Here is a 25,035-nt window from a genome sequence, read left to right as displayed (position 1 = left end):
ACTAAAAAACTAAATAATATAATTATTATTCTAAAGAAAATAGATATTTTATGCTACTTTTAAATTAGTCGCAAAATAACAAATTGACAAATATCATTGTTTTACGTTGATAAAGACACTGTTGCTATTTATATGATTGGGGTGAGAAACGATGGAAAAACCAGAAGAAGAAATATCATCTGAGCAAGAAATAGTTACTTTGTTAGAAAAACAAGCATTGTTAGTAAAAAATCAAGAGGTAGGAAAAAAATCAAGCAAACAAAAAACAGCGCTATTCTACTTTTTTATTGTGGTTTCAGTAATGCTGTCTGTGTCTTTTGGAATTTACAAAGATGATGTACAAATAGGTATTAAATATGAGCGCCAGGGAAAAGATGAACTCGCATTAAAACATTATAGTCGCGCTATAAAAAAAAATAACAATAATGCTGTTGCTTACTTTAAGAGAGGTTTTATATACGAAAAGCAAGTAAAACTTGATCTAGCAGTGGCAGATTATAAAAAAGCACTTGCAATAAATCCTAATTACTTCTACGCTCACTTTAGCATAGGTTTGATATACTACCACCAAAAAAAATATAGTTTGGCGATACAATATTTCACCAATGAAATTGCCATTAACTTTAGATATCAAAACTCCTATTTTCATAGAGGGCTTGCTTATGTTAAATTAGAGAAATACCATTTAGCAATACAAGATTATGAAAATGTTGTCGCGAATAATCCAAAGCATAAACGTGTATATTTTTGTAGAGGTTTTGCGTACCAAATTTTAAAGAAAGACCATTTAGCTGTAGAGGACTACAAAAAATCTATCGCAATGAATCCCAAAGACAAATACGGGTATTTTAACATAGGACTTATATATAATAAGTTAAAGAAATTTGATTTGGCTATATACAATTGGGAAAAATCTATTGCACTCGATTATCGAAAATTAGCGACCCAAGGTCTTATAAAGAAAGCAAAAGAGAGTTATCAGAAGAAGCATAATAACCTGTATCGATTAAGAGCTAATATCTACCGATTACACAAAAAAATGTCTTTAGCGAAACAAGAATATGATAAAGCGATTGAATTCGACCCTAGAGATATAGAGGCATATTATTACAGGGGATACGTGCATCAAGAGAAAAAAGAATATGGTCTGGCAATACAGAATTATAATAAAGCAATTGATATCGACTCTAGCTACAAAGATTTGCGCTATTTAAGAGGAATTTTACACCAAAAACAAGGAGAGCATTATCTTGCTATAAAAGACTACAGTAAAGCAATTGAACTTCATCCTAACAATGCAGAACTCTATTACAAAAGAGCATCCATGTACCACCTGCAAGAAGAATACGATCTTACTATCAAGGATTACAATAAGATAATTGAAATTAATCCCTACGATAAAAAAATTTATTTTTTAGTTAGTTCCTTATATTGCAAGCAAGAAAAGTATGAGCTTGCAATAAAGAACTATAGTGTAGCTATTGACACTATTTCAAAGAATAATCTATTTTACTATAGAAGAGGCATGCTTTATTACCGACAAAAAAAAATAGATCTTGCTATAAAAGATTTAGATAAAGTATTGTCTTCGGGATATGGTGGTGCGCCTCTCGAAAGGCAGGTAAAACGGATAAAAGAACAAATACACTGAAATGGATAAAGGGGAAAGAGTATGACGGTGTATTGTAGCCACTGCAAGGAAACCATTGAGATTGACAGTTATCTAGAAGAGGAAGAGAATTCGCAAAAGATATGTAATCACTACAGGTGTCCTCTCTATCAAAGTAAACTAGGCGATATATCGACGCAAGTCAATCCAGCAGTTTAATTCACGTATAAAATTGCGACGATGTTTGTCACTGGCGAACAGTGCGCGCTTCACGGCGTATTGTTGTTTATCTATCTTATGTTTTAGTAAATAAATGATTCTCATACTACCTTCGCCGAGGTTATCTTTGACTGTGTAACTTTCGAGTATGGTTTCTTCCAATTCCACTATACAAAATCTTGTAAGCATTTTACCACTGAAGTTCGACAACTTTTGTCATAGGTCACTTTTAACATTTTCTAAATCAAGATTTTATACCCATCGCAAGATTATTATTTCAACTAGAACAAGTCGTAATTATTATACATTATATGCTACTTATTTTTCATTACGATCACCGTTATTAGTCAAGAACCTAAGAAAATCAAGAGATAGAAAAATAATAAAATTATTGGGAAATTTCTTTCAAAAGTATTTTATAAAGCAATTTTTTTTATAAAGAATGAATATATGTTATTTTTTGTTTATGTGTCGAAACATAAGCATTGATCTCCAGCATAGTAATATTTATATGTTATTTAATAACAATGCGTTATGTCATCCTTTTCTTGTATATATCTCTTTTTCTCTATATACTAAATTTGTGAAAAGCATTTATCTGAAATGCTGTAATTAGCAAAAACTGGAAAGGATAATGTAGTGAATACACTACCTAAATATTTAGGAGAAAACATGAAACGTTTCATTTGCTTAGTTGTATTTTGTATTGTAATAAATGCACAAGCAACTGTTCATCCTCTTACGGCAAAGAATTTAGACGACGCTGTAACGAGAGGAATATTCGATAATAATCAAATTCCTAAAACAATATTTGAAGTTCAAACAAAGTTAGAGCAACTTGGTGGAAAATTGAAGCCACATATAGTTGCAAATAGAGGTCATTTAAATCCGACATTTGGTAGCTTTAGTGTATTTCACACTTATAGTGGTCCAATAAAAAATGGAACATGCCAAGAACACGAATTATTTATAGGCTTCTTTACTACGCAAAAAAATGGGATTATTAAAACTTTACAAAGTTTTCGGCCAGGACTCATGATAGAGATTATTGCGTGGGACTACACAAAAAAAGTTTATAATTTTTGGGAACTAGTAGGGAATGGTTTTTCATCAGAATGGCACTACCGAGGAGATTCAAACGACATACTTGAAGATGTAAAATCCATTTATCTCAACGGCGCAAAAAAACCATCTTTTGGGAAAAAACTTCGTTGTTCAGGTTGTCACACTCAAGGTGGTCCAATTATGAAGGAAATTAAATTTCCCTATAATGATTGGTGGACAAAAAAAGATAAATTATCGCTAAGAGATTTGCGTTTGATTTCTGGATCAGATCCAAAAAATCCAGAACACTTTGCGGCGAAAATGTTCAGCGAAGCTACTGATGCAAAAAATTTTAGTGTTCAAGTTAAAAAAGGTATTGATCAGCTTTTGGATAATAGAAAAAGTACAGAGTTTAACACACTTAAGCACCAATTACGTTCTTTAGTAACGCCTATGGAGATGAATCTTGTGTCTGGTAGAACATCACTAGGTTCTGATATTGGAGTTCCTAGTGAATTCATTGTCGATAGTCGATTACTAGGAAAAAAAGATACCATAGACATCAGTAGACGTTTTTATGTTAATGGATTAGAAAAAATTAGATCGGCTTTTGCCCAGAATGAAACGCCTGGTTTGATAGATTCTTATCAACCGTTTTTGGTACCGGCAAGATCTTATATTGATAATAAGATTATCGATAAGCTATTGGAAAAAAATATATTAGACGAAGAAACAATTATAGATATATTAGCAATTGATTTTACAAATCCTATGTATTCAGAGAAGAGACTTTCTCTTTTGAAATATTTTCCAGGTCAAGCAAACAGCGTGCAGCAATTTAAAAATCAATTGGTGAAAAACTTGCAGGCAGCTCAACAAGACTCTACAGCACAAGAGCTGTTAAAAAACATAACAAATTCTAGTAGAAATATAGCTTTTCATCGTCAAAAAGCAATTAATCTTTTGGAAATTTGTCGAAATGCAGCGCCAATTTTTTTAGTGAATAGTTGGTTACGTTTGGCTTCTCAAAGACGTGTCGAAATTCAAAATGCACAGACTTCAAAGAATCCGTTAGGAACGATTTTAGAACCAGGATTTCGCGTTATATTTCCACAAAACAATCTGAAGTCAGAATCAGGAAAATTATATTTAAATCCAAATACAGGATTAGCAGAAATGAAGCCAGAGCAGAATAAATAATAAACGCGAGAAAAACTTTTTACATTTGTTATTTAATTGTGACCCACGTATACATGGGTCACGTCATTGCCCCTTGACAGAGAAGTTTATGTATATCAGAAAGAACTGGAAATACACAACTTCAGTTTGATTTACCAGGTCTCGGCATTTTAACCGAGATTTGGTAAATCGCTTTTAATAAAAGAAATAAAAAGGGAAGAAAATGGTGCGCCAAGATAGGACAAGGTTGAGCCTGGCGACCTATCGAACCAAGGTGTTTGCGGACGGTGTGGAAGACTATCTGCGATTATATTTAGTTTTTTAAGGCCGCCTATGAAAATTTCGTGACCGCGCCCTGCAATAAAAACATTTGAGGAAGGTACTTTATGTTTCGTTTTATTACGTTATTTTTCATTCTAGTCATACCTATATTTGCATTTAATGATTCGATTATTATAAAAGCTGACCGTATGCTTGATGTAGAAAATGGCAAGATAGTTGAATCATCAGTGTTAGTAATAGAAAAAGGTTACATTCAAGCAATTAATCCCAAAAAGTTACCGCAATCACCAAAAATTATTGATTTAGGTGATGTTACTTTGTTACCAGGTTTGATAGATTGTCACACACATCTAAGTTTGGGATTAGATTTGGCAAATACTTGGAAATGGGATTTGTCGTATGTAAAAAACGATGCTGGTATGATCGCTTTGATAGCAAATCAAAATGGACAAAAAATGTTAATGAAAGGTTTTACAACTATAAGAGAACTAGCCTCTATACACCAAGCTGATATTAATCTTCAAAAAATAGAAGCTCTAAATCCCAAATATTATCCTATTCCTCGAATAATTCCTTCAGGTTACGCACTTAGTGTAAGGGGAGGGCACTTAGATTTTAGTAGCAGATTTATACAGCGTCTTAAGAATGGTGCTAAAGAAGGAGTAATCCGCAATGATTTAGATCTCACAACTGCTGTTCGTGAACAATACGCTAGAGGAGCACGGTTTATTAAAATAGCAGTCACAGGTGGAATTTTATCAAGAGGTACTAGTCTCGGAGCACATTTTTCCTTAAGAGAGATAAAAATTATTGTGGATGAAGCCAAAAAATATGGAATAAAAACAGCTTCACATGCACATACTCGACAAGGTATTGAAAATGCTATTTTAGCAGGTGTTGCTTCCATCGAACATGGTTCTACATTAGACGAAGAGCTTATTACTCTGATGAAAGAAAAAGGAACTTTTTTGGTTCCTACAACTTATGCTCTTGATGTAATTTATCAAAGAAAAGATAAAATGCCACCGGTTTATCGCAAAAAATTAGAAATGATATACCAGTTAGCTAAAAAAAGTCATAAGTTAGCGATAGCTCATAAAGTCAAGATAGCCTTTGGAACAGATACTGGAGTATTTCCATATGAAGATGCTGTTAAAGAATTTTCTGCTCTTGTAAATTTAGGGATGGAAGAGGTCGAAGTTATCCGCGCCGCAACAATTTATGCTGCTGAATTACTAGGCGTAGAAGATAGGGGAAAAATAAAACCTGGTTTACTAGCTGATATGATTGCAGTGAAAGGTAATCCGCTAAAAAATATCGAGTTTATGGAAAATGCTGTTTTTGTGATGAAGGGAGGAACAGTCTACAAAAATACAGTAGAAAAGTAGATCTGTATTGTTGTAATTTTAGCTAAATAATTATTTTCAGGAACTCACAACAAATAAAATTCACAGAACAAATGGTATTTAACTTAGGAAATTTCATGGCAATACAAGTTGCTTGTAGTGGATGTGGGATTATCCTGAAAATAAAATCGTGTCCGAATTGTAGATCAGAAAAATTAGGACTAAGGAAGTGCTTAGCCATTTGGGTAGACCTGCTTTTAAAGGAGAGAACGGGATTCGAACCCGCGTAGGTATTAGAACCAGTAGACCTTAAAGGCGTACCGCTTTCGACCACTCAGCCACCTCTCCTTGTTACATAGGAGAGACAGGATTTGAACCTGCAGTCTGCGGTTTAGAAAACCGCTGCTCTATCCGGTTGAGCTACTCCCCTTTTAGAGGAGAGGACGGGATTCGAACCCGTGATAATTGTTGCCAACTATAGTAGATTAGCAATCTACCGCCTTAAACCACTCGGCCACCTCTCCTTGTTTTATAAGGGAGACAGGATTTGAACCTGCTACCTGCGGTTTCGTAGACCGCCGCTCTATCCAGATGAGCTACTCCCTTTTATTTATAGAGCAGGCGGCAGGATTCGAACCTGCGATTCAGGTGATTTCGGAGTCACCGCCCTTAAGCCACTCGGGCACGCCTGCTTGTATGGAGGAAAGGGCGGGATTCGAACCCGCGGTTCCTTTTACAGAACTATGGTTTTCAAGACCATTGCCTTAAGCCACTCGGCCACCTTTCCATTGTTTTATAAGGGAGACAGGATTTGAACCTGCTACCAACGGTTTCGAAGACCGTCGCTCTATCCAGATGAGCTACTCCCTTTTTTGGAGGAGAGGACGGGATTCGAACCCGTGATAATTGTTGCCAACTATAGTAGATTAGCAATCTACCGCCTTCAACCACTCGGCCACCTCTCCTTGTTACAGGGGCGGCAGGAATTGAACCCGCAACCTACGGATTTGGAATCCGCCGCTCTACCAGATTGAGCTACACCCCTTTGTTTTGTGCTTCGTTTGTCTTACGAGTGAATAATACAGTGTGTGGTTGGCTTTTGCATGTAATAACATAAGTTATTTCAAGGTAGGTATTTATGATAGACAGTGCTGTGAAGGCTTTGTTTTTTGGGGTTTTTATTATTACGTTTGTTGAAATTTTAATGAAAAGAAAATTAAAATTTCAACTTATTGTTTGCGCTGTATGGTTTGAAAATACGTTGTTTTAGAGTATTTGACATTTTGGACAAAAAAATGTGGAGCGTCCGCTTAACGCATCGCTTTTGATTTGCTCATCGCATTTGTGGCATGGTTCATTTTTTCGACCATAGACATTTAGGTCTATGGCAAATTCACCGTGGTTTCCTTCTACGTCAGAAAAACCTTTGTCTTGTAGCGTAGTTCCGCCGCTGGCTATGGCGTTTTTTAGTATGCGCCGTATTTCTTTTAGAAGCGTTTTCCATTCTTGGGTATTTAGGGTTTGCGCGGGGGCATAGGGATGAATACTACTGGAGAAAAGAGCTTCATTTGCGTATATGTTACCTACACCTACAATTACTTTTTGGTCCATAATAAACTGTTTTATAGGTAAACTGCGTTTAGCGGCTTTTTCTACGAACATTTGTGGTTTGTGTTTTAATAATGGTTCTACACCTAAGTTTACAATTAGTGAATGTTGTTGCCAGTTACCATCTGGTATTGCTAGAATTAAACCAAAACGACGTGGGTCACGGTAACGTATTTGTTGTTTGTTGTCTAGCTCAAAAATAACGTGGTCGTGTTTATCTAGAGGGGTACTTTTATCTAACATACAAAATCGACCTGACATACCTAAATGCACTAAAATAGCTTGCTCGTTTATATGCCAAATCATATATTTTCCGCGGCGAGTGATTCCATTGAGGCTGCTACCCCTACATATATTAGTCAATTTTCTAGGTTCGAGGTTGTAGCGTAAGTTTTTTCTTTTGCATGTCACTTTTTTAATTGTTCTTTCTGCAAACATTTGTTCTAAACTTCTTGCTACAGTCTCTACTTCTGGTAACTCTGGCATTTATTATCTCTCTCTATAAAATTTTCGTATATTTTTGCGTATTGTTTTGAACATTTTAGCTTTAGATGATTGTTGATTAAATTCGTAGTATTTTATAAGCGCTGTACAAGAATCAATACATTTTAAAGGAGCAATGATGCCATACAAACCTTTAGATCCACTGAGATAGCATTCCAGTAAAATTTTTTCCATCACTTTGGAATTTACTTCTAAGAGATTTTTGAATATAGCAGACGAAGATTTTTTAGTATCTAATAATGGTAACAACGGTAGTATTTGTTGGAGAATATTTTTATTAATTGACTTATTTTTTTTCCATTCAGCCTCTGCTAACTCTACTAAACACATTAATTTTTCTAATTCGTCTTTGAATTTTCCTTTATCAAGTGCCGATTGTAGCTTTTCAATAGCCGTACCCCACTTTTTTTCATGTTTACAAATAAGACCCCAACGAAAATAATCTTCTGCAATTAAATCATCCAGTTCCTCTATTTGAGAGAGCATTTTTTTGTACTTTTCAATTTTATCTTTGATTCCTAGGCTAATTTTAAAATCATTAATTACACTTAATCTATTTGTTTGGTTATTGTGCTGTAGGTAATAAAACATATTTCTCGCGAGATTTCCTGTTTCAGTAACATCGCGTATCTTGTGGCGAATTGCAGAGGCGATGCCTTTTTTGGCATCTTTTTTTTCGCTATATTGTTTTAAAACTTCATCGACATTTTCGCTATAGTATGTATAAGCGCGATAACTTTCCTGACGTAAATTCTTGTCTTTGCTTTTCCAATATTTCCTTACTATTTCTTGGCGCTCTTGTGGCGATTTTCTATTGTCTTTAGAAACAATAGGAATAGGAACAAGCGTAGAACTGCGTAGAATAGCAGCTTGTACTAAATAGCGGTCTTTTCGTTTTCGCTCTCTTTTTAAATAATTGAGTACTTCATCTCCGTATGCGGCGCAAGTAGCATAAGCGTAACTACGAAGAAAAGCTTTAGAGCTTCTGAAAAAAGGTCCGAGATTTGGTTTACCTCTAGTTAAATTTCTGGCTCGATGCATAGATAAAAGATACAAACTTGACATTCGAACGAATTCGTTTAAATTGTCATTCAAAAAATACTGTTGTATTCTAGCGGTTTTATATCTAGGAATTAGTTGAAGTGTCAATCTTTGTATAGGTACCAGATGGTGTGATAGTAATTTTTCTTGGAGATTAAAACTAAGAACCTCTTTATTAATACGAGCTTTTTGCAGTATTACAATGAGTGTATCTCTTTTTAAGTTGTCAATATTTTCTCTTTTTTGTAACCAATCACTGGGTCCTGTTATACCTCGTATGCTCCAATAATCGTGATGAGCATTACTAGCTATTAAATCTGAATTGTTATTGAGAAGTTTTTTATAAATAGGTCCCCATATTTTGTATTTTTGCGGATTTAAAGGATTTTGTATCGCATAATTTTGCACAGCAGATAATTTTACAACATCAGAAATACTAGATTTGTTCATTAGTTCAAAACAAACTTCTTTGTTATCATAAAAAGGGTGTAGGCTTGTAACAATGTAGTCCATGTATTTATCTCTTTGTAGTTTTGGTATTGTTTTATAAAAATTCTCAGTAATTAATCCAAATTTAGATAATACATGTGCACAAATAACTTGGAGATTAGGATTTCCGTTAACACGAAGCTCTTCTACTTTAAAGAATTCATGTTTAAAAATTAAACATGTTGCCGCTAAATAACGCAAAAAAGTATTGGTTTCTTCTTTTAATATTTTTACCAGTGTTGAAACAGAAATTTCATCAAGAATGGAAGAGTTAGTATTCATGCAGGCCATCGCCATTATATAACGATTAGTTTGCCTTTTCTCTTTATCGCACATTTTTTGTAAATAATCTTTTATTTGCGGTTTTTCTTTCAATAAACTAGATATATTTTCATTGTAGCGCTTTATTTTTAAAGCTTTCAAAGCGAGATCTGAAACTTTGGGCTTTTCATCATCTAATTTTTCTACAAATTTTTTTACAAAGTTTTTTGCAGAAATTTCTGATGAAAAATGTCTTTTCTTATAAAAATATTTGTATGCCCAGTAGCCATCTTCGTTTTCATCGGCGATTTTTTGACACCAATTCGATGTTATATTTTTAGGGTAATATAATTTCTTACGATAAATAAACTTAGAATAGCGATATTCCATCAAATCTATATCGTTAAGTGCTATTCTTGCAAACCACCGTGCTGCATTTATATTTTCAGGATCTAGTTCTAAAGCTTTTTCAAAATCACTATTTGCTAACGCAACTTTTTTTTGCTCTAAATATATCGTTCCACGTAATACATAGTAGCTCGAATTATCATTTCTTAGGGATATACATTTATTAAGATATTCTAAAGCTTTATCATATTGTTTTAGGTTCATATGATATTCACCTATCAACTTATTCCATTCAGGTCTTTTGCTGAGTTGTGCTGCTTTGAGATGCGCAAGAATTTTTTGTAAGAGTCCTTTTTCTTGTAAAGTAAAAAACTGACTACCTTGTTTTTGTCGTTTTTTTTTCAGTTTTGAGAAAAAATGATTAGCTAAGTGATAATGAGTATCTGGTAAATAGAGAAAAGATGTCTTTTTTTTCGAAAAAAACTGATCTTTTAGCTCCAAAACCTTCTTGAAATTTTTAATGCCATTCCCATAGTCTTCATCTTGAAAACAAATAACCCCTACAAAATAACAAGCATAAATTTGCGGATATTTTTTTTCTGCAGAAAAAGGAAAAAGTTTTCCTCTTGCTTTACTCCATTGTTCTTGACGAAAATAAAGTTCACCTTCAGCAACGGCAATTTCGATTTCTTCTAGTTCTGACAAATCAGAAGGATTTAGTAAGTCTTTTGTTTTAAAAAATTCCGAGTCGTTTTTTAGTTTACTATATGCTATAAGCAAGTTCTTTAAATAGGTTTTGTTAGAAATCTTTTGTTCTTTATATAGTGTATTTAGTTTTTTGTCCGCATTTTCAAAGAAACCACGCTCAATCCAGTGTTGTACAGTCTTTAAATCTTCTTCTATTTTTGCATTGTATTTGAATAATATTCCTCCAACGAGAATAATCGCTACTATCACACATAAAATAGATGACATAACAAGAGTATAATTCTTATGAAGAAATACCTTCCAACGTTGTGCACTAATTGGTTTTCCTAAAAGAAACTGCTCTAGATCTTTAGCAAAGTTTGCAGCTCTTTGATAACGATACTGTTTTTTCGAGAGAAGAGCTTTTAAGGTAATTGTTTCTAACTTTTGATGGATTTCTTTGTTATGCTTTGAAGGAGGGGTAATTTGTTCATGGCTTATTTTATACATATATCCAATGATATGATCTGCTTCTATGTGTTGACAGCCTGTAATTAGTTGATATAAAACAGCTCCCATTGAGTAAATATCGCTGGTATGATCCACTTCGCGGATTAAACCTCTTACTTGTTCAGGAGACATATAGCCGCAGCTTCCCATAACCATACCACTTTTGGTAAGTGATTTATCTTTGATCTGTGTTGTTTTCGCTAAACCAAAATCCATTATTAGTGGTTCACCATCCTTGTTTACCAAAATATTGGATGGTTTAAGATCGCGGTGAATAACTCCTTTGCTGTGGGCATAGTCCAAAGCGTAAAGTATTTTTATAACCATGCGCACCTTATCTTCAAGAGATAATTCTTTATAGCATTCATCCAAAGTTGTCCCTTCAATAAATTCCATTATCATACATGGTATATCTTGCAAAGAAAAAAAGGAATATGCCTTAACGATGTTGGGGTGATCTAGAGACGCGATCATTTTTGCTTCGCGCGCAAATCGCTTAATATTTGCTTTGTTACTGTGATCTAGAATTGCTTTTATGGCAACTTGGCGTTCAATTTTAATATCAGTGGCCAAATACACAATTCCCATACCACCTTCGCCTATTTTGCGATCAATTCTAAACGACCCAACTACAGACCCCTCTAAAAAAGGGCTTTCAAATAGGTCAAAACTAGCTGTGGAATCTATGAAGTTTTTAGACATGATTATCCTTTAATATTAGGAACAACCTATTGTTGCTGCAAAATTGATTTTAAAGCACTATATTTACTGAGATTCTTATCCGTAAGTTGTTTGTGGTTTGGATATTTTTTGCGTATATATTGTAGATAAATTTGTGCGTAACTTTTGTTGTTTTGTCGTAAGTATGTCAATATAAAAAGTATATGATATTTCATGTGTAAATTGCTATTGCGGATTATCTTTTTTAACATATCTTGAGTAGCTTTGTAGCGTTTTAATTTAAAGTTGAGCGAGGCGATATTTAAGATAGTTTTGTCACTTTCAGGGCTAACATCTTTTAATAAATCACTAGCTTGAAGGTTCTTATTTTTCGCATCATTTTTTTGGTGGTATAAGTTCTTCGCTAAAAAATAGCGATATATAACGTTTTTAGGAGATATTTTTATTGCTTTTGTCCAGTCTTCTCTCGCTTTTTTATATTTTTTTAGTAATCTGTACAAGTATCCACGTTCAAAATAATATTCAGCGCGTGATTTATCCAAACTGATCGCTTTATTTAAATGATCAATGTATTCTAGCTTTATCGAATCTGTGCTGGCCAATTCTTTAAGTATGTCTAGGTAGTACCAATAATGCTGTTCTAAACTTTTGCGCGATCCTCTTTCTAGAAGAGGAATGTGATTGCGAACCTTGATTTGGATAAGTGAATGAAAGCCTTTGGCAATTATTTTTTTGATAAAATTATCTTTAGAATTTATTCCTTCATTGTATAAAGATTCTCTCTTATCGTGACAAAAAACAATCTTCGAGATATAAGCGCTTTGGCGTAAATTCTGATGCGGATTATTGATATAAGAATTAATAATCTCTTCTACTTCTTCTCGGTTATAGTAACCATTTCTACGCAACAAATTATCCCAAGCCGCTTTTAAAATTTTTTCCATTTCTTTAGGTACACTATCAGGCATTTTTTGCCCAATTGTTTCCATACAAAGTCCATAAAGAATATGCGCCTTGATATCATTATCTTTTTCTTGTGGCAAATTACGTAAAGCACGGCAATCAAAAATAGCAGACAAGTAGTAAGCCATTGTTTTAAAATAAACATCTTTTTGATTTGGTATTAAGGGGACTGCAATGACAACTGCTTTTAGTAAGCGCCTTGTTGCCGACATTGTTTTTAGACCTTCTTGAGAAGATTTTGTTACATACTGTTTTGTCAAACTCTGTAAAAGTTCCATATAGGTGTATGCTTTTACAATAGAATTTCGTACTTGCTTTTGGCCCTTTCCTTTTGCAAAAAAACCAACAACCATCCCCGATGATGGATTTTTTGCTATTGCAATAGAAAAAGCCTTACAAACAAGAATTGTTTCTGGAAATTCATTAAAGCATTTCCAAACCCAAGAATTCTTTTTTGGCTGATAATTTTGCAAATAGTGAAGAATTATTGCTCTTATTTGTGTGTTGCTATCGCGAATAATTTTTTCAAATAGTTGGGTATTTTCACTCATGAAACTATTGGATATATTTTTCCATAAATAATAATGAGCAAAATAGCGTTTATAGTCCTCTGATGAAGAAGTTGCTGCTTTTAAAAGAACAATTGCCTTGTCTTCATTTGATAATGCAGCGGCAGCATATAACCTAATTTGCAGATTAGAAGAGGTAAGTAAACTTCTTAAACGTTGTTTTACTTGGTTGCTTATTTGTGATTGATAGAAAAGAGAATGGATTGCCATACACTTGATAATGGGAATTTTTGTTCTAGTGATGATTTCTAAAATAGTATCTTCATTCAAAGAGAACTTGTTTGTACTTAGCACGATATAAGCTAAATCGCGAACTACGCTAATTTTATTGTTCTTCATCGCTTCGAGTGTTTCAAATGCACGCAATTTTCCCAATGTATGCGCTGCGAGATAACGTATAAAAATATTTTGCTCTTTGCTACTTAGAATGCTTTGTATCTGAGGACTATAGATTTCTAATTCTTGCAAAACTTCTGATTTTGTTTCTAAGGATAGACTTGCCATTAAATAGTAGAGAGCTTGGGAGTGTTCGCGTTTTTTCTGTTGTTCAATTGAACGTTTTATTTGTAGTAGGCGAGATCGAACTTTTGAAGATAGTTTTGTTTTTAAAAAAGAAGAAAAAGCTTGCTTCCAATTATTAGAGTAGCGAGCATTGCGCAATCCCAATAAACTATCTTTATATACACGCTTGTGAGAGTCTGGATTGTTCAACACAGAAAAATAAACATTAAAATTAGTATTGTTATTACGTGTAGTATAGAACTTCCATTCGCTATAAGCAGTAGCGTAACTATCACGTATGCTTGTGAGTTCTTTGGTAAATAGATTAGGAGTAGTTATTTGTAAAGCAAAGCCTTTGTCTGCGTAAAATTTCAAAAAATTAAAACAATCGGAAATGAGTGTTGCATCTTGCAAAGTTAGTTGTAACATTGCCTTGAGAGCATCTTTATTGTCTGCTTTTTTTTCTAGGGCCACTCTGATATTTTCAAAGGCTTTTCCTAACTTTTTTAATTGTATTTGTGTTTGTGCTAAGTAGACAAAGTAATGACTATTGTGAGGAGATAATTCTAAACTACGTTTAAAGTAATCCTCAGCATACACTAAATTTTTAGGGGTAGCATTTTTTAAATATGTTCTTCCCAGGAATTCATAAATCAAGATTTTTTGCGAAAAATCTTTTTCAAGTTTTTTTAGTAAAGTGATGATTTGTGAGAAGTGCTTTTGGCTGTCAGAAAAAAATAAACTTTGCGCGTAAAAAAATTGTGTGTCTTTTACCAAAGGAGATTGCGGAAATTTATCAAGTAAAGCCCTGAAATGCTCTTTGGATTTAAGGTATTTTTTTTGATGAAAAGCAATATGTCCATTTATAGATAAGTATTCAGGAGTTATTTTTGTAGTTCTATGTATGAAATGTTGGGCTTGTTGAAGATCTTGTTGTGCTAAGTATGCTTGAGAAATGGCTAGTAATACTTGAGGATTATTTTGGTTTTTTATACTGGAAAAAATATTAATTGCCAAATCAAATTTCTTAATTTTTACTAAAATAACAATCGCTTTTTGCAGGACTTCTTGTCTTGTGCTCGCAGGAATTTTCACTAGTAATATTTGATTGATATATTGCCAGGCATCTTCATAAGCGCCGTAAGAAATAAGATTGTCAATATAATTGATTTTTTGAGGCAAAGTTAATTTGTTGTAAGATTTTTCTTCAAAAATGTCTAAATGGGATTTTGTTGTTTTTGGAAAAAAAAAATAAGAAACACTACTAAGTACTATAATAAGACACAAAAAAGCTTTAAAAATAGACTGTGCTTTTTTGTTGCTTAATATAAGTTTTGTACGAGAAACTGATATGTTTTTCCCTGTGAAAAAAAATTGTAAATCGCTACGCATTTGCGAAGCATTATAGCGGCTCTCAGGTTTTTTTTGCATTGCTTGTAAGCATATTAATTCTAGTTTTACCGGTATTTTAGAATTGAGTTTTCGTGGAGGTATAGGTGTCTCATTCATAATGTTGTGGAAAACTTGTATTTCTCGGTTTCCAGTAAAGGGAAGCTCTTTGGTAAGAAGTTGATAAAGAATCACCCCAAGGCTAAAAATATCACTAGAAAGATTAATTTCTTTTGGGCGATCAATCTGTTCTGGGGACATATAGTGAGGAGTTCCCAAAATTTGTCCTGTAGTCGTTAATGAGTGATCTTCTCCCATTACTTTTGCCAAACCAAAATCCATGATAAAAACGGTTCCCGATTTATCGACAAGTATATTACCAGGTTTTAAGTCGCGATGCACTACCTTGTTTTGGTGCGCGTAGACCAAAGCGTCTAACATCTGTATAAATAGTTGTGCTATGCGTCGCGAAGAAAGATTATTTTTTTTTACGTAAGTAGAAAGATCAGTGCCATCAACATACTGCATGGCAAAAAAAACATAGTCTGCGGTTTGTCCTGTTTGGTAGAGACGCACAATATTCGGATGGACAAGTTGTGATGTTACCTGCACTTCTCGTATAAATCGCTGCGCGTTTTGATTGGAAATCGCAGTCTTGGAAATAAGTTTTACGGCGACTTCACGCTTGAGTTTTTCATCCCACGCTTTATATACTGTTCCCATACCTCCGCGTCCACAAATGTCTATAATTTTATAACTGGGTATTACTATAGGTGTAGATGCCGTAAACTGTTTTAGACCTAGTAAATCTTGATGAAAATCTTTTGGTTTCTTTTCGCGGAATTCCTGAGGATTTTTTTGACTGTTCTCATACTTTTTGTTAGGTTGTTCGTCAAAGTTATGTGTCATGTGCGCAGTCCTTGAAAACTTAGGGCATATCCCTATTCATATTGCTTAGTTATTTTTCATAAAAGCGTGTAAAAGCATGTCTTAAGACGTACTTTTGTTATTATCGCAAAAACCAAAATAACTTCCAAGAAAAAACAGAAATGAAAATTATATGAACATTGATTTTTCATCTTTAGCTATGTTTGTGGCTGGAATTGTAATGGCAATAATCAATATCCTGGCAGGTGGAGGGTCGATAATAAGTATACCACTTCTTATTTTTGCTGGTATTTCTCCTACAGAAGCAAATGCAACGAATCGCGTTGCAATACTATTTCAAAATGCAAGTGCCATAGTTTCTTTTGCAAAGCAAGGAATTGTTGTTTTACGTGAGAGTAGTTTGTTCTTGGTTCCTAGCCTTGTGGGAGCTTTTTTGGGAGCAAATCTTGGTGTGTTTGTTTCTGATGAACTTTTTAAAAAGATATTTGCGATTGTAATACCTGTTTCTTTGGGAATAATGTTTTTCCAAAGAAAAAAAAGTACTACTGTTATCATGAATAAACCACTTCTTTTGTTTGTCTTTTTTTGCGTAGGGGTTTATGGTGGTTTTGTTCAGGTAGGCGTTGGGTTTATTATTATACTAACATTGACTTCATTTACTAATTTTGATTTAATTCGTATCAATGCAATCAAAGCGACGATTGTGTTCTCTTATACTATACTTGCTGTTGTTGTTTTTGCTGTAAATCAAAAGATTCAGTGGCAACCAGCATTTTTTTTATCAAGTGGGGCAATTATTGGTGGATGGATGGGGAGTTATATTAGCGTAAAGGTGAATGAAGTATGGATAAAATTATTCATATTTTTGTTAGGCATTGTTTTTTCGATTCGTTTAATATTTTTCTAACAGAGGAGTATTCGTAGTGAATAAATTCAATAATACTCACGTTGTTATTATGGCTGGTGGTGGTGGAACGCGTTTTTGGCCAGTAAGTCGTAATATTTTTCCTAAGCAATTCTTAAAATTCGTTGAAAATAAAACAATGTTACGTAACACTATTGAACGTGTTTTGTCTGTTGTTCCGTCAAGTAATATATGGATTTTGACGAATCATTTGTATAAAGACATTGTGACCAAAGAAGCCCACGATATTCCGGCACAAAATGTAATAGTTGAACCGGTACGTCGTGATACTGCTGCGGCGGTAATGCTTGCTGCAAGTATTATAAAAGCAGAATCTTCGGACGCAAGTATGTTTGTTATGCCTGCTGATCATATTATAACACCCCAGGAAAAATTTTATGATGATATCTTAATCGCAAGTGAATATATAGAAAATAACGACTGCCTATTCACTTTAGGGATTGAGCCGACACATCCATCTCCACAATTTGGTTACATAAAAACTAATCCAAATGATGATAAAATTTCTGGGGTCGAAAAATTCGTGGAAAAGCCGACAGTTCAAGTAGCTGAAGGATATTTAAAAGAGGGAGGCTATTTTTGGAATAGTGGTATTTTCGCATGGAAGGTAAACACTATTATTGAAAAATTCGCCTTGTATCTGCCTGATCATAATAGTGGAATTGAAATTTTATCTAGAAGCTGGAATAAAAACGACTGGTCACAAAATGTGGAAAAAGTATTTAGTAGTTTACCATCTATATCAATAGATTATGGTATAATGGAAAAAGAAACAAACGTAGTAATGTTAAAAACTTCTTTTTCGTGGAATGATGTAGGTTCTTGGGAGGCACTAGAGCATCTTTACGAAGGTGAGAATGCTGTTTTAGGCGAACATGTTTCTATCGACACAAAGGATTGTGTTGTTTATAGTGAAAAACAATTAGTGGCGACTATTGGTGTACAAGATTTAGTTGTTGTTACTACAGAAGATGCAGTTCTTGTTGTACCTAAAAATCAAACAGCTAAAATAAAGGAATTGGTTTCTCTCCTAAAGGAAAAAGGTAAAAGTAGTTATATATAGATTGAGCGTGTTGACATTTAGGTTTTATATTTCATTATCTAGAAAGCTATCGCATGCAAATTTTTAGAGGCAGCCAAGACGATTTAAAAAGAAAATACGAACTTAATCCGCTTATTGTGACATGGATGGGTATTCTACGCAGTAGAAATGTTTTTTGTACGGAGCCAGTACTCGAACTTTGTCGTCCTGAAGGGCTTTTTGAACAAATGTTTAAAGATCGTACTTTTATTGCATCTTTAGAGAATCAATCGCAATTTAACGCACTACAACAACAACATAATACCCAAGAATTATTTCAATTAATTTTACTTGATAATGGTAATGAAAAAGTAATTGCTTTAGAAGATGAAGTCCTTGCAGAGCAAGGGTGGAATCAAAGCGCACCAGAAACAGCTCTTGTTACAAAATCACCTCTTACTCCAAAAATGAATATTCAAGGAGTAGAGCATTTATTTGGCGACGAAGAAATTGCACGTTTAAAAATGGTTATCGCCACAACAGTGTCTTCTTCTGAAAAAATTGAAGCGATTCGTAAAATCTCTCTTTCTCAAGTAGATGAAAAAGATAAATCACTACTTTTTCTTCATACTTTAGGAGACTCCGATGTAACTGTACGTAGCGAAGCTGCTAGTGCTTTAGAAAAAACTGGTTTTAATGAACAAATGGGGAATGCGATCATTGCACTTTGTACGGGAGACAGTAAACAAAAGATACATGCCATTAGCAGTTTAGGAAATTTGTTTGTAGAAGCTTCAGAATTTGAAAAAGGAGCTATTCTGCAAATCTTTCTTACGACGATTAAAGATAAAGATTATCATTCTCTTGTACTCAATATCTTGGAAATACTTTCAAATATAATTCCTAATTTACCGGCAAACCAAGCAATGATCGAGCGTATTATGCTGAACGCTCTAGAAAACTTAATTAGCGACTTTGACCGTTTATACGAAAAGATGTACCAGATCTTTAATGCTTTAAAAGAGTTGGATGGAAAATATGTAGGTGATTTTCTATGGCAAGAAATTAAAAAGTCTAGCGAACGGCGGTTACGTGCTTTTCTTCTTACATTGATTGTTAATGTTCGCGATTGCGATGAATCAAAAGAGATGATGGTTTTGGAAGTTGGATTTGGTGATGAAATAGATCCTATTTACATTCGCCTCAATAATGCTATAAAATCTTTTGGGAAAAACATACTTGATGCACTCATTCAGCGTTTTCAATTTTCTCAACGCGTTACTGAAAAAATTCAATTGTTGCAAATTATGCAAGAGATTCTTTCAAAAGATATTCCATCGCAAAGTAAAAATGAAATTGTAAAACTTTTTATAAGACAATTTGCCACTGCGCACAAAGCGCTATGTATTGCTATAATGGAAATGCGTTTACTTGATGATAAAGATGTTTCTATTGATTTGCGTTTGCAAATGGCGAAAGAAATGCTGGTAAATTTAGATACAGACACCGTCGATCAATATCATGAAACTGTTCGTTCGTGTCTAACTCGCATGAATAGTGTAGCAATAACAGCTATTTTAGAGATACTAGAAAACCCTATTTCAACACCCCAAGCCATTTTTGCGGGTTCTGCTTTGGGTGATATCGTTCTAAATTTAACTGAGAATGTAGATTACGAAGTACAGAGAGTGGAAGAATTTTGTTTCGCGCAAATAGAAGAAAAACCACCTTACGTAGAGGAAATGTACAAAGTTCTTGGACGACTTACAACTGTTGCTAAAGAAGAACAAGCTAAAAAACTAGGAGAGTATTTAATAGATAATATTTGTAAATCATATCGTCCGTATGCTGTAATAGAAGCTTTATCTTGGGTTGGTTTGAGTCAACAAATAGAACACGAATTAAAATTTGATGTTGGTTATTTATTTATGAGTCTTCTCGACAGAGATCTTAGTGGGAATTTTACTCAAAGTAAAGAATTACCAGAAAAAGAAACCTTATACGAGATTGATTCAAAAGTTGAAGCATTCACTGGTCTTATTCCTTTTTTAATAAAGGGATTAGAGCGTATGGCTGTTTCAGAAAATACTCCGTTATCATTAAAACAAAAAATTACCCAACGTTTGCTGAGCAAGTGGGAAGATGTTTTAGCATATAAAATGATTTGGGGACCAAAGAATACATTAGATTTAGCCCATGCTTTGCAGCAAATTGCACTTGCTACCGATGAAAATACTAAAAATGAAATTATAGAAGCCTTATTTAAAAAGATAGAAGTGTTCTCAATTACTGAGCTACTCGTTGACATTTTCACCCAAGATTTTCTCGATGAAAAAGTCGTAAATTCAGCACGTATTACTATAGATAAATTACTAGAATTTAACAAAAATAAGGATTTTCAAAATCCAGAAGACAAAGCCGTAGTTATGCGGTGCATTGGCAAAATGGCAACAGCAAAAAAATTAGATCTAGACGAAAAAAAATCAGAACAATTGCGCGAGCGTCTTGTCTTTTCGCTGTTCGAAGGGCTTCGCGAGCGAGTTTTTCGTGTTAAACACATATTGCAAGAAGTTCTAAATTGCAACCATATACCAAAAAAATTAAAGCAAGAAATAGAAAAACGTTTACCTTAGTTCTTAATATAGAACATACTAATACTAGATAACTCACGGTATTCAATATACATTAGCTTTAGATGTCGCGTTTACGTCTGATAAGATTCAGACTATGGACATCGAGTTGGAGTAATAATACAACAACTTTGTAGATTGCAGCTTGAGTTAGTCGATATTATATGTCGCAAAACCACTAACTTAAATTTTCTGTAGTAAGGAGTACGCATTCATGAATAAAACAATAATGCTATACACTTTGATACTTTTTACCACAACAATACTTGTAGGTGAAAAACCAAATAGTGAATATACAAAATCTTTAATAAAAAATTTGCACAATGAAAATCCGATAGAAAGAAATCATACTGCAGAAAAACTAGTACTACAAGGTGATAAAATTCTTCCAGAATTGATGAAGAATTTTGCGAAAGATAACTATCTAGTGCGGCGTGTTAAAGCTTATGTTTTAGGACAAATAGGAACTAAAACTTCTTTAGAACACTTACTTAATGTGCTTCAAGATAAAGATAAAGGAGTGCGCAATGAAGCGGCCTACATGTTGTTGAATCTTTCTGATAAATTTTCGATATTAGAACGATTACAAAAAATTAAAACGACATTTCCGCAGGTGCGCGAAAGTATCAAAGACTTAACCAAAAGCATTGTATACAAGGAAGTAGAAAAAGAGTTGATTTATTATGTTTCTCCCGATGGAAGTGCTGGTTATTTCACCGGACAATTTGCGAAGCTACAACAAAAATGGAAAGAAAAAGCGATTTTGCCACTTCTTGAAATGTTTAGCAATGATAAATATGAGTATGTAAATAATTATGTAAATAGTGATCGCGATGTTGCTCTGCAACTAAGATTTCTTGCCGGAGAAGGTCTTGCTGATTTGAAAAAAGTTTATACACCTACATTAAGATTACATGTAAAAAGGTCCATGGACTTAATGAGGAGAAGAGCGCTAAGCCAAAACCGCGAATTAGATAATTATATCAAAGGGCTTGTTAATAAGATACTGTACAATATAGGTTATACTACGAGTTTTGATGCTGAGTTAAATCAATTGAAACGAAAGCTATTTCTCAATCCGCAAGACTATGATGTTTTGTTTGAAATAGGAATGAAGTATTTACAAATTGGCGATACCAAGAATGGGATTATCTATTTAAACAAAGCTGTGGCTGTTCGTCCATACAATGGAATTACATATTACAACCTGTCGTGCGCATATTCTGTGGCTGGAAAAATAGATGAGGCTATGGCTGCTTTAGAAAAATCAGTAGATTTTAACTACCGAGATTTAGACTGGATGCTCAAAGATGGAGACTTGCGTAATGTACGTAAACATCCGCGATTTGAAAAACTGGTGAAAAAACTGGAAAAGCTCAATGCAAAGAAATAGTCTTTCCTCTGCAACAATTGTTTCTCAGATAAACAATATTGATATTGTTTTGTATAAGGGGGATATTACGTTTGTAGAAGAAATAGCTATTGCCAATGCCGCAAATTCATCTTTACTTGGTGGTGGTGGAGTCGATGGCGCTATTCATTACCGAGCTGGAAAACAACTTAAGCAAGAATGTTGGGAGATTTTTAAAAAAGAAAAAGGTTGCAAGCCAGGGCATGCAAAAATAACAAGTGGCGGAAATTTACCTGCTCAATATGTAATTCATACAGTTGGACCTGTATGGCATAATGGTGTACGTAATGAAGATATTGTACTAGGAAATTGTTACAAAAATAGTATTATTGTTGCTGAAAAAAACAAAATAAGTGGCTTGATATTTCCATCTATTTCTACAGGAATATTTGGTTACCCGGTAGAAAAAGCTGCTGAAGTTAGCAAAATAGCAGTGAGCAGTGCTCTAGAAAACTCTAAGTTTTTGAAAAGAGTAGGATGGTGTCTTTTTGATAGAGTTACTTATATGGCTTACGAAAAAGCGTGGAGTACCAAATGAAAAACAAAATGTTAGTGGTCCTTATAGGAATTATATGTTCGTTGTCAGCTTCTTTGGATAGACAATATCTAGAAGCATATGATTTTGCGCGCAACCCTAATGGGCTTCATTATACACATGGACAAGCTTTCTTGTGGGCAAAAAATTTCGTTGAAACAAAAGGTGTTTTTCGCTCAAGATCGTTAGTTACACAGTACCAAGAAGCTTTTGAGTTTGCGATTAGATTTTTAGAAATGCCAACAAATGAAGCAGACCTTTGGGCAAAAACTCGTGTTCTAGAGTACGGAAGTATACCTCTGCGTGCAAATATTAGCAATCAAGTCAATGCGTTTTTAGATCGCGTAGTATTTAACGAAGAGCAGGGGAAAAACTGGCTTGAAAGTTTTTTTTCTTCTTCTGAGCCTTTATTTACAAATCTCGATATGATTGACTTATATCGCGAAATATATTTTTTTTGCCGTCGTAATTCGTTCATCGCAGCTGATCATAGCGGTGCAGTAGTTATTGCAAATAAATTCATTCAAAACCGTTTTCGTTTTTACAGTTCTAAGAGTCTTATCGAGCAATACGTGGTAGCTTTCGAGTTTGCTTTCGATTCTGAAGGACTTCATTTTAATTTTGAAGATGCAATCAAATGGGCACAAAGTTATATTGCAACTCGCGGAGTTGTTGATTCTGATTTAGGGCTAGGTGAACAATATCGCGAAGCATTTTTATTTGCTCGTAGTAGTGGTGGCCTTAGACTAAGTGATGAAGAATCTGTTAACTGGGCGCGCAACTTTATTGCAGTTCATGCAGAGTTTTCTAAACAACAAAGCCTTTTAGAAAAATACCAAGAAGCATTTTTATTTGCTTACAATGGTGAAGTACTAGAGCTTCTTACAAAAATGCGTGATGCTCCACGAGGAGTGTTCTTAGCAGATGAAGCACAAAAATACGCCCAGAAATTAGTTCAAAGTAGGACAGAAATCAATCCTCTGAGAAATCTCTTAACCCAATATCGCAATGCATTTTTATTTGCTCATTCAAGTGACGGATTGCGTTTAGAGTATTACAAAGCAAAAAATTGGGCCAAAAAATTTATGGAATACAAAATTCAAAAATAGGGTTCAATATACCCATCTACACTTAATTTTACCGAACACTAGAGTAAGGAATTTACAATGATGAGATATACAATGGTCCTTTTTTTTATATGCTGTTATACTTTTATGACAACAGCCGTTCACGCTGATGATAAAGAATTGATTTACGCAGCTTTAGAAAAGATCATTATACTTGAAAAAACGGTAAAGCGTTTGGAAAATAAAATCACCGAGCTTGAAAAAAAAATAGATAAAATAGAACGTCCGAAAAAAGAAAATAGCATTTCATCCGATGTTGAACGTGAAATACAAAAAATAAAAGACCGTTTAGCAAATAAAGATGAAACGGATGAGCAACCGAGTATTAAATTACCTAATAAAACTGGAAAATCAGATATTATAGGATTTAATTTTATAGGTAAAAAAACATATAGCTGTGAAGAAAAAACTAACACTGTAAAAGAGTACGTTCATGAAGATACCGGAATTGAGTTTGTTCTTGTTCCTGGAGGTACTTTTAAAATGGGAAGTAGCTATGGTCAAGAAAGTGAAAAGCCAATACACAAAGTGACCATTGACAGCTTTTTAATCTCAAAATATGAAATCACTCAACTTATTTGGCAAAAAATAATGCAAGGAAATCCTTCTTATTTTAAAGATAAGCACAAGCCAATAGAGAGAATTTCATGGAGCGATGCTCAAAAATTTTGCGAAAAAAACAATTTACGTTTGCCTACAGAGGCTGAGTGGGAATATGCTTATCGAGCAGGAACAACTTCATCGTACTACTGGGGTACACAAGATGCCAATGAATATGCTTGGTTTTGGGACAACAGTAGTCGAACAACTCATCGTGTTGGTTTAAAAAAACCTAATGCCTTTGGTCTATTCGATATGAGTGGAAATGTGATGGAATGGTGCTCTGATATCTATGAAGAGTATACGAGTGCTGATGTTGTAAATCCTAAAGGAGCAGAAAAAGGTTTTGATCGTATCATGCGCGGCGGAAGTTGGTACAGTGATGTAAAAGAATGTCGCTCAGCCTATCGTATGCATAAACCAGCACGACACTTTAAATTCAATGTCGGTTTTCGCGTTTGCAAGTCATTGAAATAAAAAGTGTGCTTTTCATAGAGTAACTTTGATAGTTATACTTCTTAGTTTCTCTTAGCTGAGGACTGTCATCACAGTGAGGCACGACTATGGTTACGATTACGATAGTTATTAATATAATTGATGACAAGCTCTAGCCTATAGTTATTATTAAATTGGATATATCTCAAAAAGTTCTTTAGTTCAGGTTTTGA

General features: G+C 34.0%; 14 protein-coding genes and 8 tRNA genes. 11 read left to right on the top strand and 11 right to left on the bottom strand.

Going from position 1 to position 25,035, the window contains the following annotated elements; genetic code table 11:
* Positions 1-151: 151 nt before the first annotated feature.
* The 4 genes from UABHE_RS24170 to UABHE_RS24155 all read left to right on the top strand — a co-directional run bounded on the left by UABHE_RS24170 (position 152) and on the right by UABHE_RS24155 (position 5,721).
* Positions 152-1,651 (top strand): tetratricopeptide repeat protein, encoded by a 1,500-nt coding sequence (locus tag UABHE_RS24170; protein WP_372365874.1) that lies wholly within the window; start codon positions 152-154, stop codon positions 1,649-1,651.
* 21 nt (positions 1,652-1,672) lie between these two features.
* Positions 1,673-1,828 (top strand): hypothetical protein, encoded by a 156-nt coding sequence (locus UABHE_RS24165; RefSeq protein ID WP_372365873.1) that lies wholly within the window; start codon positions 1,673-1,675, stop codon positions 1,826-1,828.
* A 672-nt stretch (positions 1,829-2,500) separates the two neighbouring features.
* A complete protein-coding gene (locus tag UABHE_RS24160; protein ID WP_372365872.1) occupies positions 2,501-4,072 on the top strand; it encodes a hypothetical protein in 1,572 nt (523 codons plus the stop codon).
* A gap of 365 nt (positions 4,073-4,437) precedes the next feature.
* On the top strand, positions 4,438-5,721 hold the full coding sequence (locus UABHE_RS24155) for an amidohydrolase family protein (RefSeq protein ID WP_372365871.1): 1,284 nt from the start codon (positions 4,438-4,440) through the stop codon (positions 5,719-5,721).
* Between the two features lie 314 nt (positions 5,722-6,035).
* Here UABHE_RS24155 and UABHE_RS24150 read toward each other — a convergent pair.
* The 11 genes from UABHE_RS24150 to UABHE_RS24100 all read right to left on the bottom strand — a co-directional run bounded on the left by UABHE_RS24150 (position 6,036) and on the right by UABHE_RS24100 (position 16,139).
* Positions 6,036-6,109: transfer RNA gene (locus UABHE_RS24150), tRNA-Arg, on the bottom strand.
* Between the two features lie 5 nt (positions 6,110-6,114).
* Positions 6,115-6,203 (bottom strand) — tRNA-Ser (locus UABHE_RS24145).
* Positions 6,204-6,211: 8 nt separating this feature from the next.
* A tRNA-Arg gene (locus UABHE_RS24140) sits at positions 6,212-6,285 on the bottom strand.
* 10 nt (positions 6,286-6,295) lie between these two features.
* A tRNA-Arg gene (locus UABHE_RS24135) sits at positions 6,296-6,371 on the bottom strand.
* Positions 6,372-6,376: 5 nt separating this feature from the next.
* A tRNA-Ser gene (locus UABHE_RS24130) sits at positions 6,377-6,466 on the bottom strand.
* Positions 6,467-6,475: 9 nt separating this feature from the next.
* Positions 6,476-6,549 (bottom strand) — tRNA-Arg (locus UABHE_RS24125).
* A 3-nt stretch (positions 6,550-6,552) separates the two neighbouring features.
* Positions 6,553-6,644, bottom strand: a tRNA-Ser gene (locus UABHE_RS24120).
* Positions 6,645-6,650: 6 nt separating this feature from the next.
* Positions 6,651-6,724 (bottom strand) — tRNA-Trp (locus UABHE_RS24115).
* A 221-nt stretch (positions 6,725-6,945) separates the two neighbouring features.
* Positions 6,946-7,773 (bottom strand): bifunctional DNA-formamidopyrimidine glycosylase/DNA-(apurinic or apyrimidinic site) lyase, encoded by an 828-nt coding sequence (gene mutM, locus UABHE_RS24110; RefSeq protein ID WP_372365870.1) that lies wholly within the window; start codon positions 7,771-7,773, stop codon positions 6,946-6,948.
* Positions 7,774-7,776: 3 nt separating this feature from the next.
* Positions 7,777-11,829, bottom strand: a complete 4,053-nt coding sequence (locus UABHE_RS24105; protein ID WP_372365869.1) for a protein kinase — start codon at positions 11,827-11,829, stop codon at positions 7,777-7,779.
* A gap of 26 nt (positions 11,830-11,855) precedes the next feature.
* Positions 11,856-16,139 carry a protein kinase gene (locus UABHE_RS24100; protein WP_372365868.1) on the bottom strand — a complete coding sequence of 1,428 codons (4,284 nt, stop codon included), beginning with the start codon at positions 16,137-16,139 and terminating at the stop codon, positions 11,856-11,858.
* Between the two features lie 151 nt (positions 16,140-16,290).
* Here UABHE_RS24100 and UABHE_RS24095 point away from each other — a divergent pair, with 151 nt between their 5' ends.
* The 7 genes from UABHE_RS24095 (at position 16,291) to UABHE_RS24065 (ending at position 24,844) form a co-directional block, all read left to right on the top strand.
* Positions 16,291-17,025: a sulfite exporter TauE/SafE family protein gene (locus tag UABHE_RS24095; RefSeq protein ID WP_372365867.1), complete on the top strand. Its 735-nt coding sequence runs from the start codon at positions 16,291-16,293 to the stop codon at positions 17,023-17,025.
* Between the two features lie 16 nt (positions 17,026-17,041).
* The gene (locus UABHE_RS24090; RefSeq protein WP_372365866.1) at positions 17,042-18,106 is read left to right on the top strand and encodes a mannose-1-phosphate guanylyltransferase; all 1,065 of its coding nucleotides are present in this window, start codon (positions 17,042-17,044) and stop codon (positions 18,104-18,106) included.
* Between the two features lie 53 nt (positions 18,107-18,159).
* On the top strand, positions 18,160-20,697 hold the full coding sequence (locus UABHE_RS24085) for a hypothetical protein (RefSeq protein ID WP_372365865.1): 2,538 nt from the start codon (positions 18,160-18,162) through the stop codon (positions 20,695-20,697).
* Between the two features lie 211 nt (positions 20,698-20,908).
* Positions 20,909-22,087 (top strand): HEAT repeat domain-containing protein, encoded by a 1,179-nt coding sequence (locus UABHE_RS24080; protein WP_372365864.1) that lies wholly within the window; start codon positions 20,909-20,911, stop codon positions 22,085-22,087.
* Entirely contained in the window at positions 22,074-22,643 is a 570-nt protein-coding gene (locus UABHE_RS24075) for a macro domain-containing protein (protein WP_372365863.1), read from the top strand. The genes UABHE_RS24080 and UABHE_RS24075 overlap by 14 nt, the downstream gene beginning before the upstream one ends.
* Positions 22,640-23,749, top strand: coding sequence for a hypothetical protein (locus UABHE_RS24070; protein WP_372365862.1), 1,110 nt, complete (start codon positions 22,640-22,642; stop codon positions 23,747-23,749). Before UABHE_RS24075 ends, UABHE_RS24070 begins: the two co-directional genes overlap by 4 nt.
* Positions 23,750-23,806: 57 nt before the next feature.
* The gene (locus tag UABHE_RS24065) at positions 23,807-24,844 is read left to right on the top strand and encodes an SUMF1/EgtB/PvdO family nonheme iron enzyme (protein WP_372365860.1); all 1,038 of its coding nucleotides are present in this window, start codon (positions 23,807-23,809) and stop codon (positions 24,842-24,844) included.
* The last annotated feature ends 191 nt before the right edge of the window (positions 24,845-25,035 follow it).

The sequence above is a fragment of the Candidatus Uabimicrobium helgolandensis genome, assembly GCF_041508025.1.
Taxonomy (GTDB): domain Bacteria; phylum Planctomycetota; class Uabimicrobiia; order Uabimicrobiales; family Uabimicrobiaceae; genus Uabimicrobium; species Uabimicrobium helgolandensis.
Note: the sequence above shows the minus strand (reverse complement) of the source record. Positions and strands in the feature narration are given on the sequence as shown.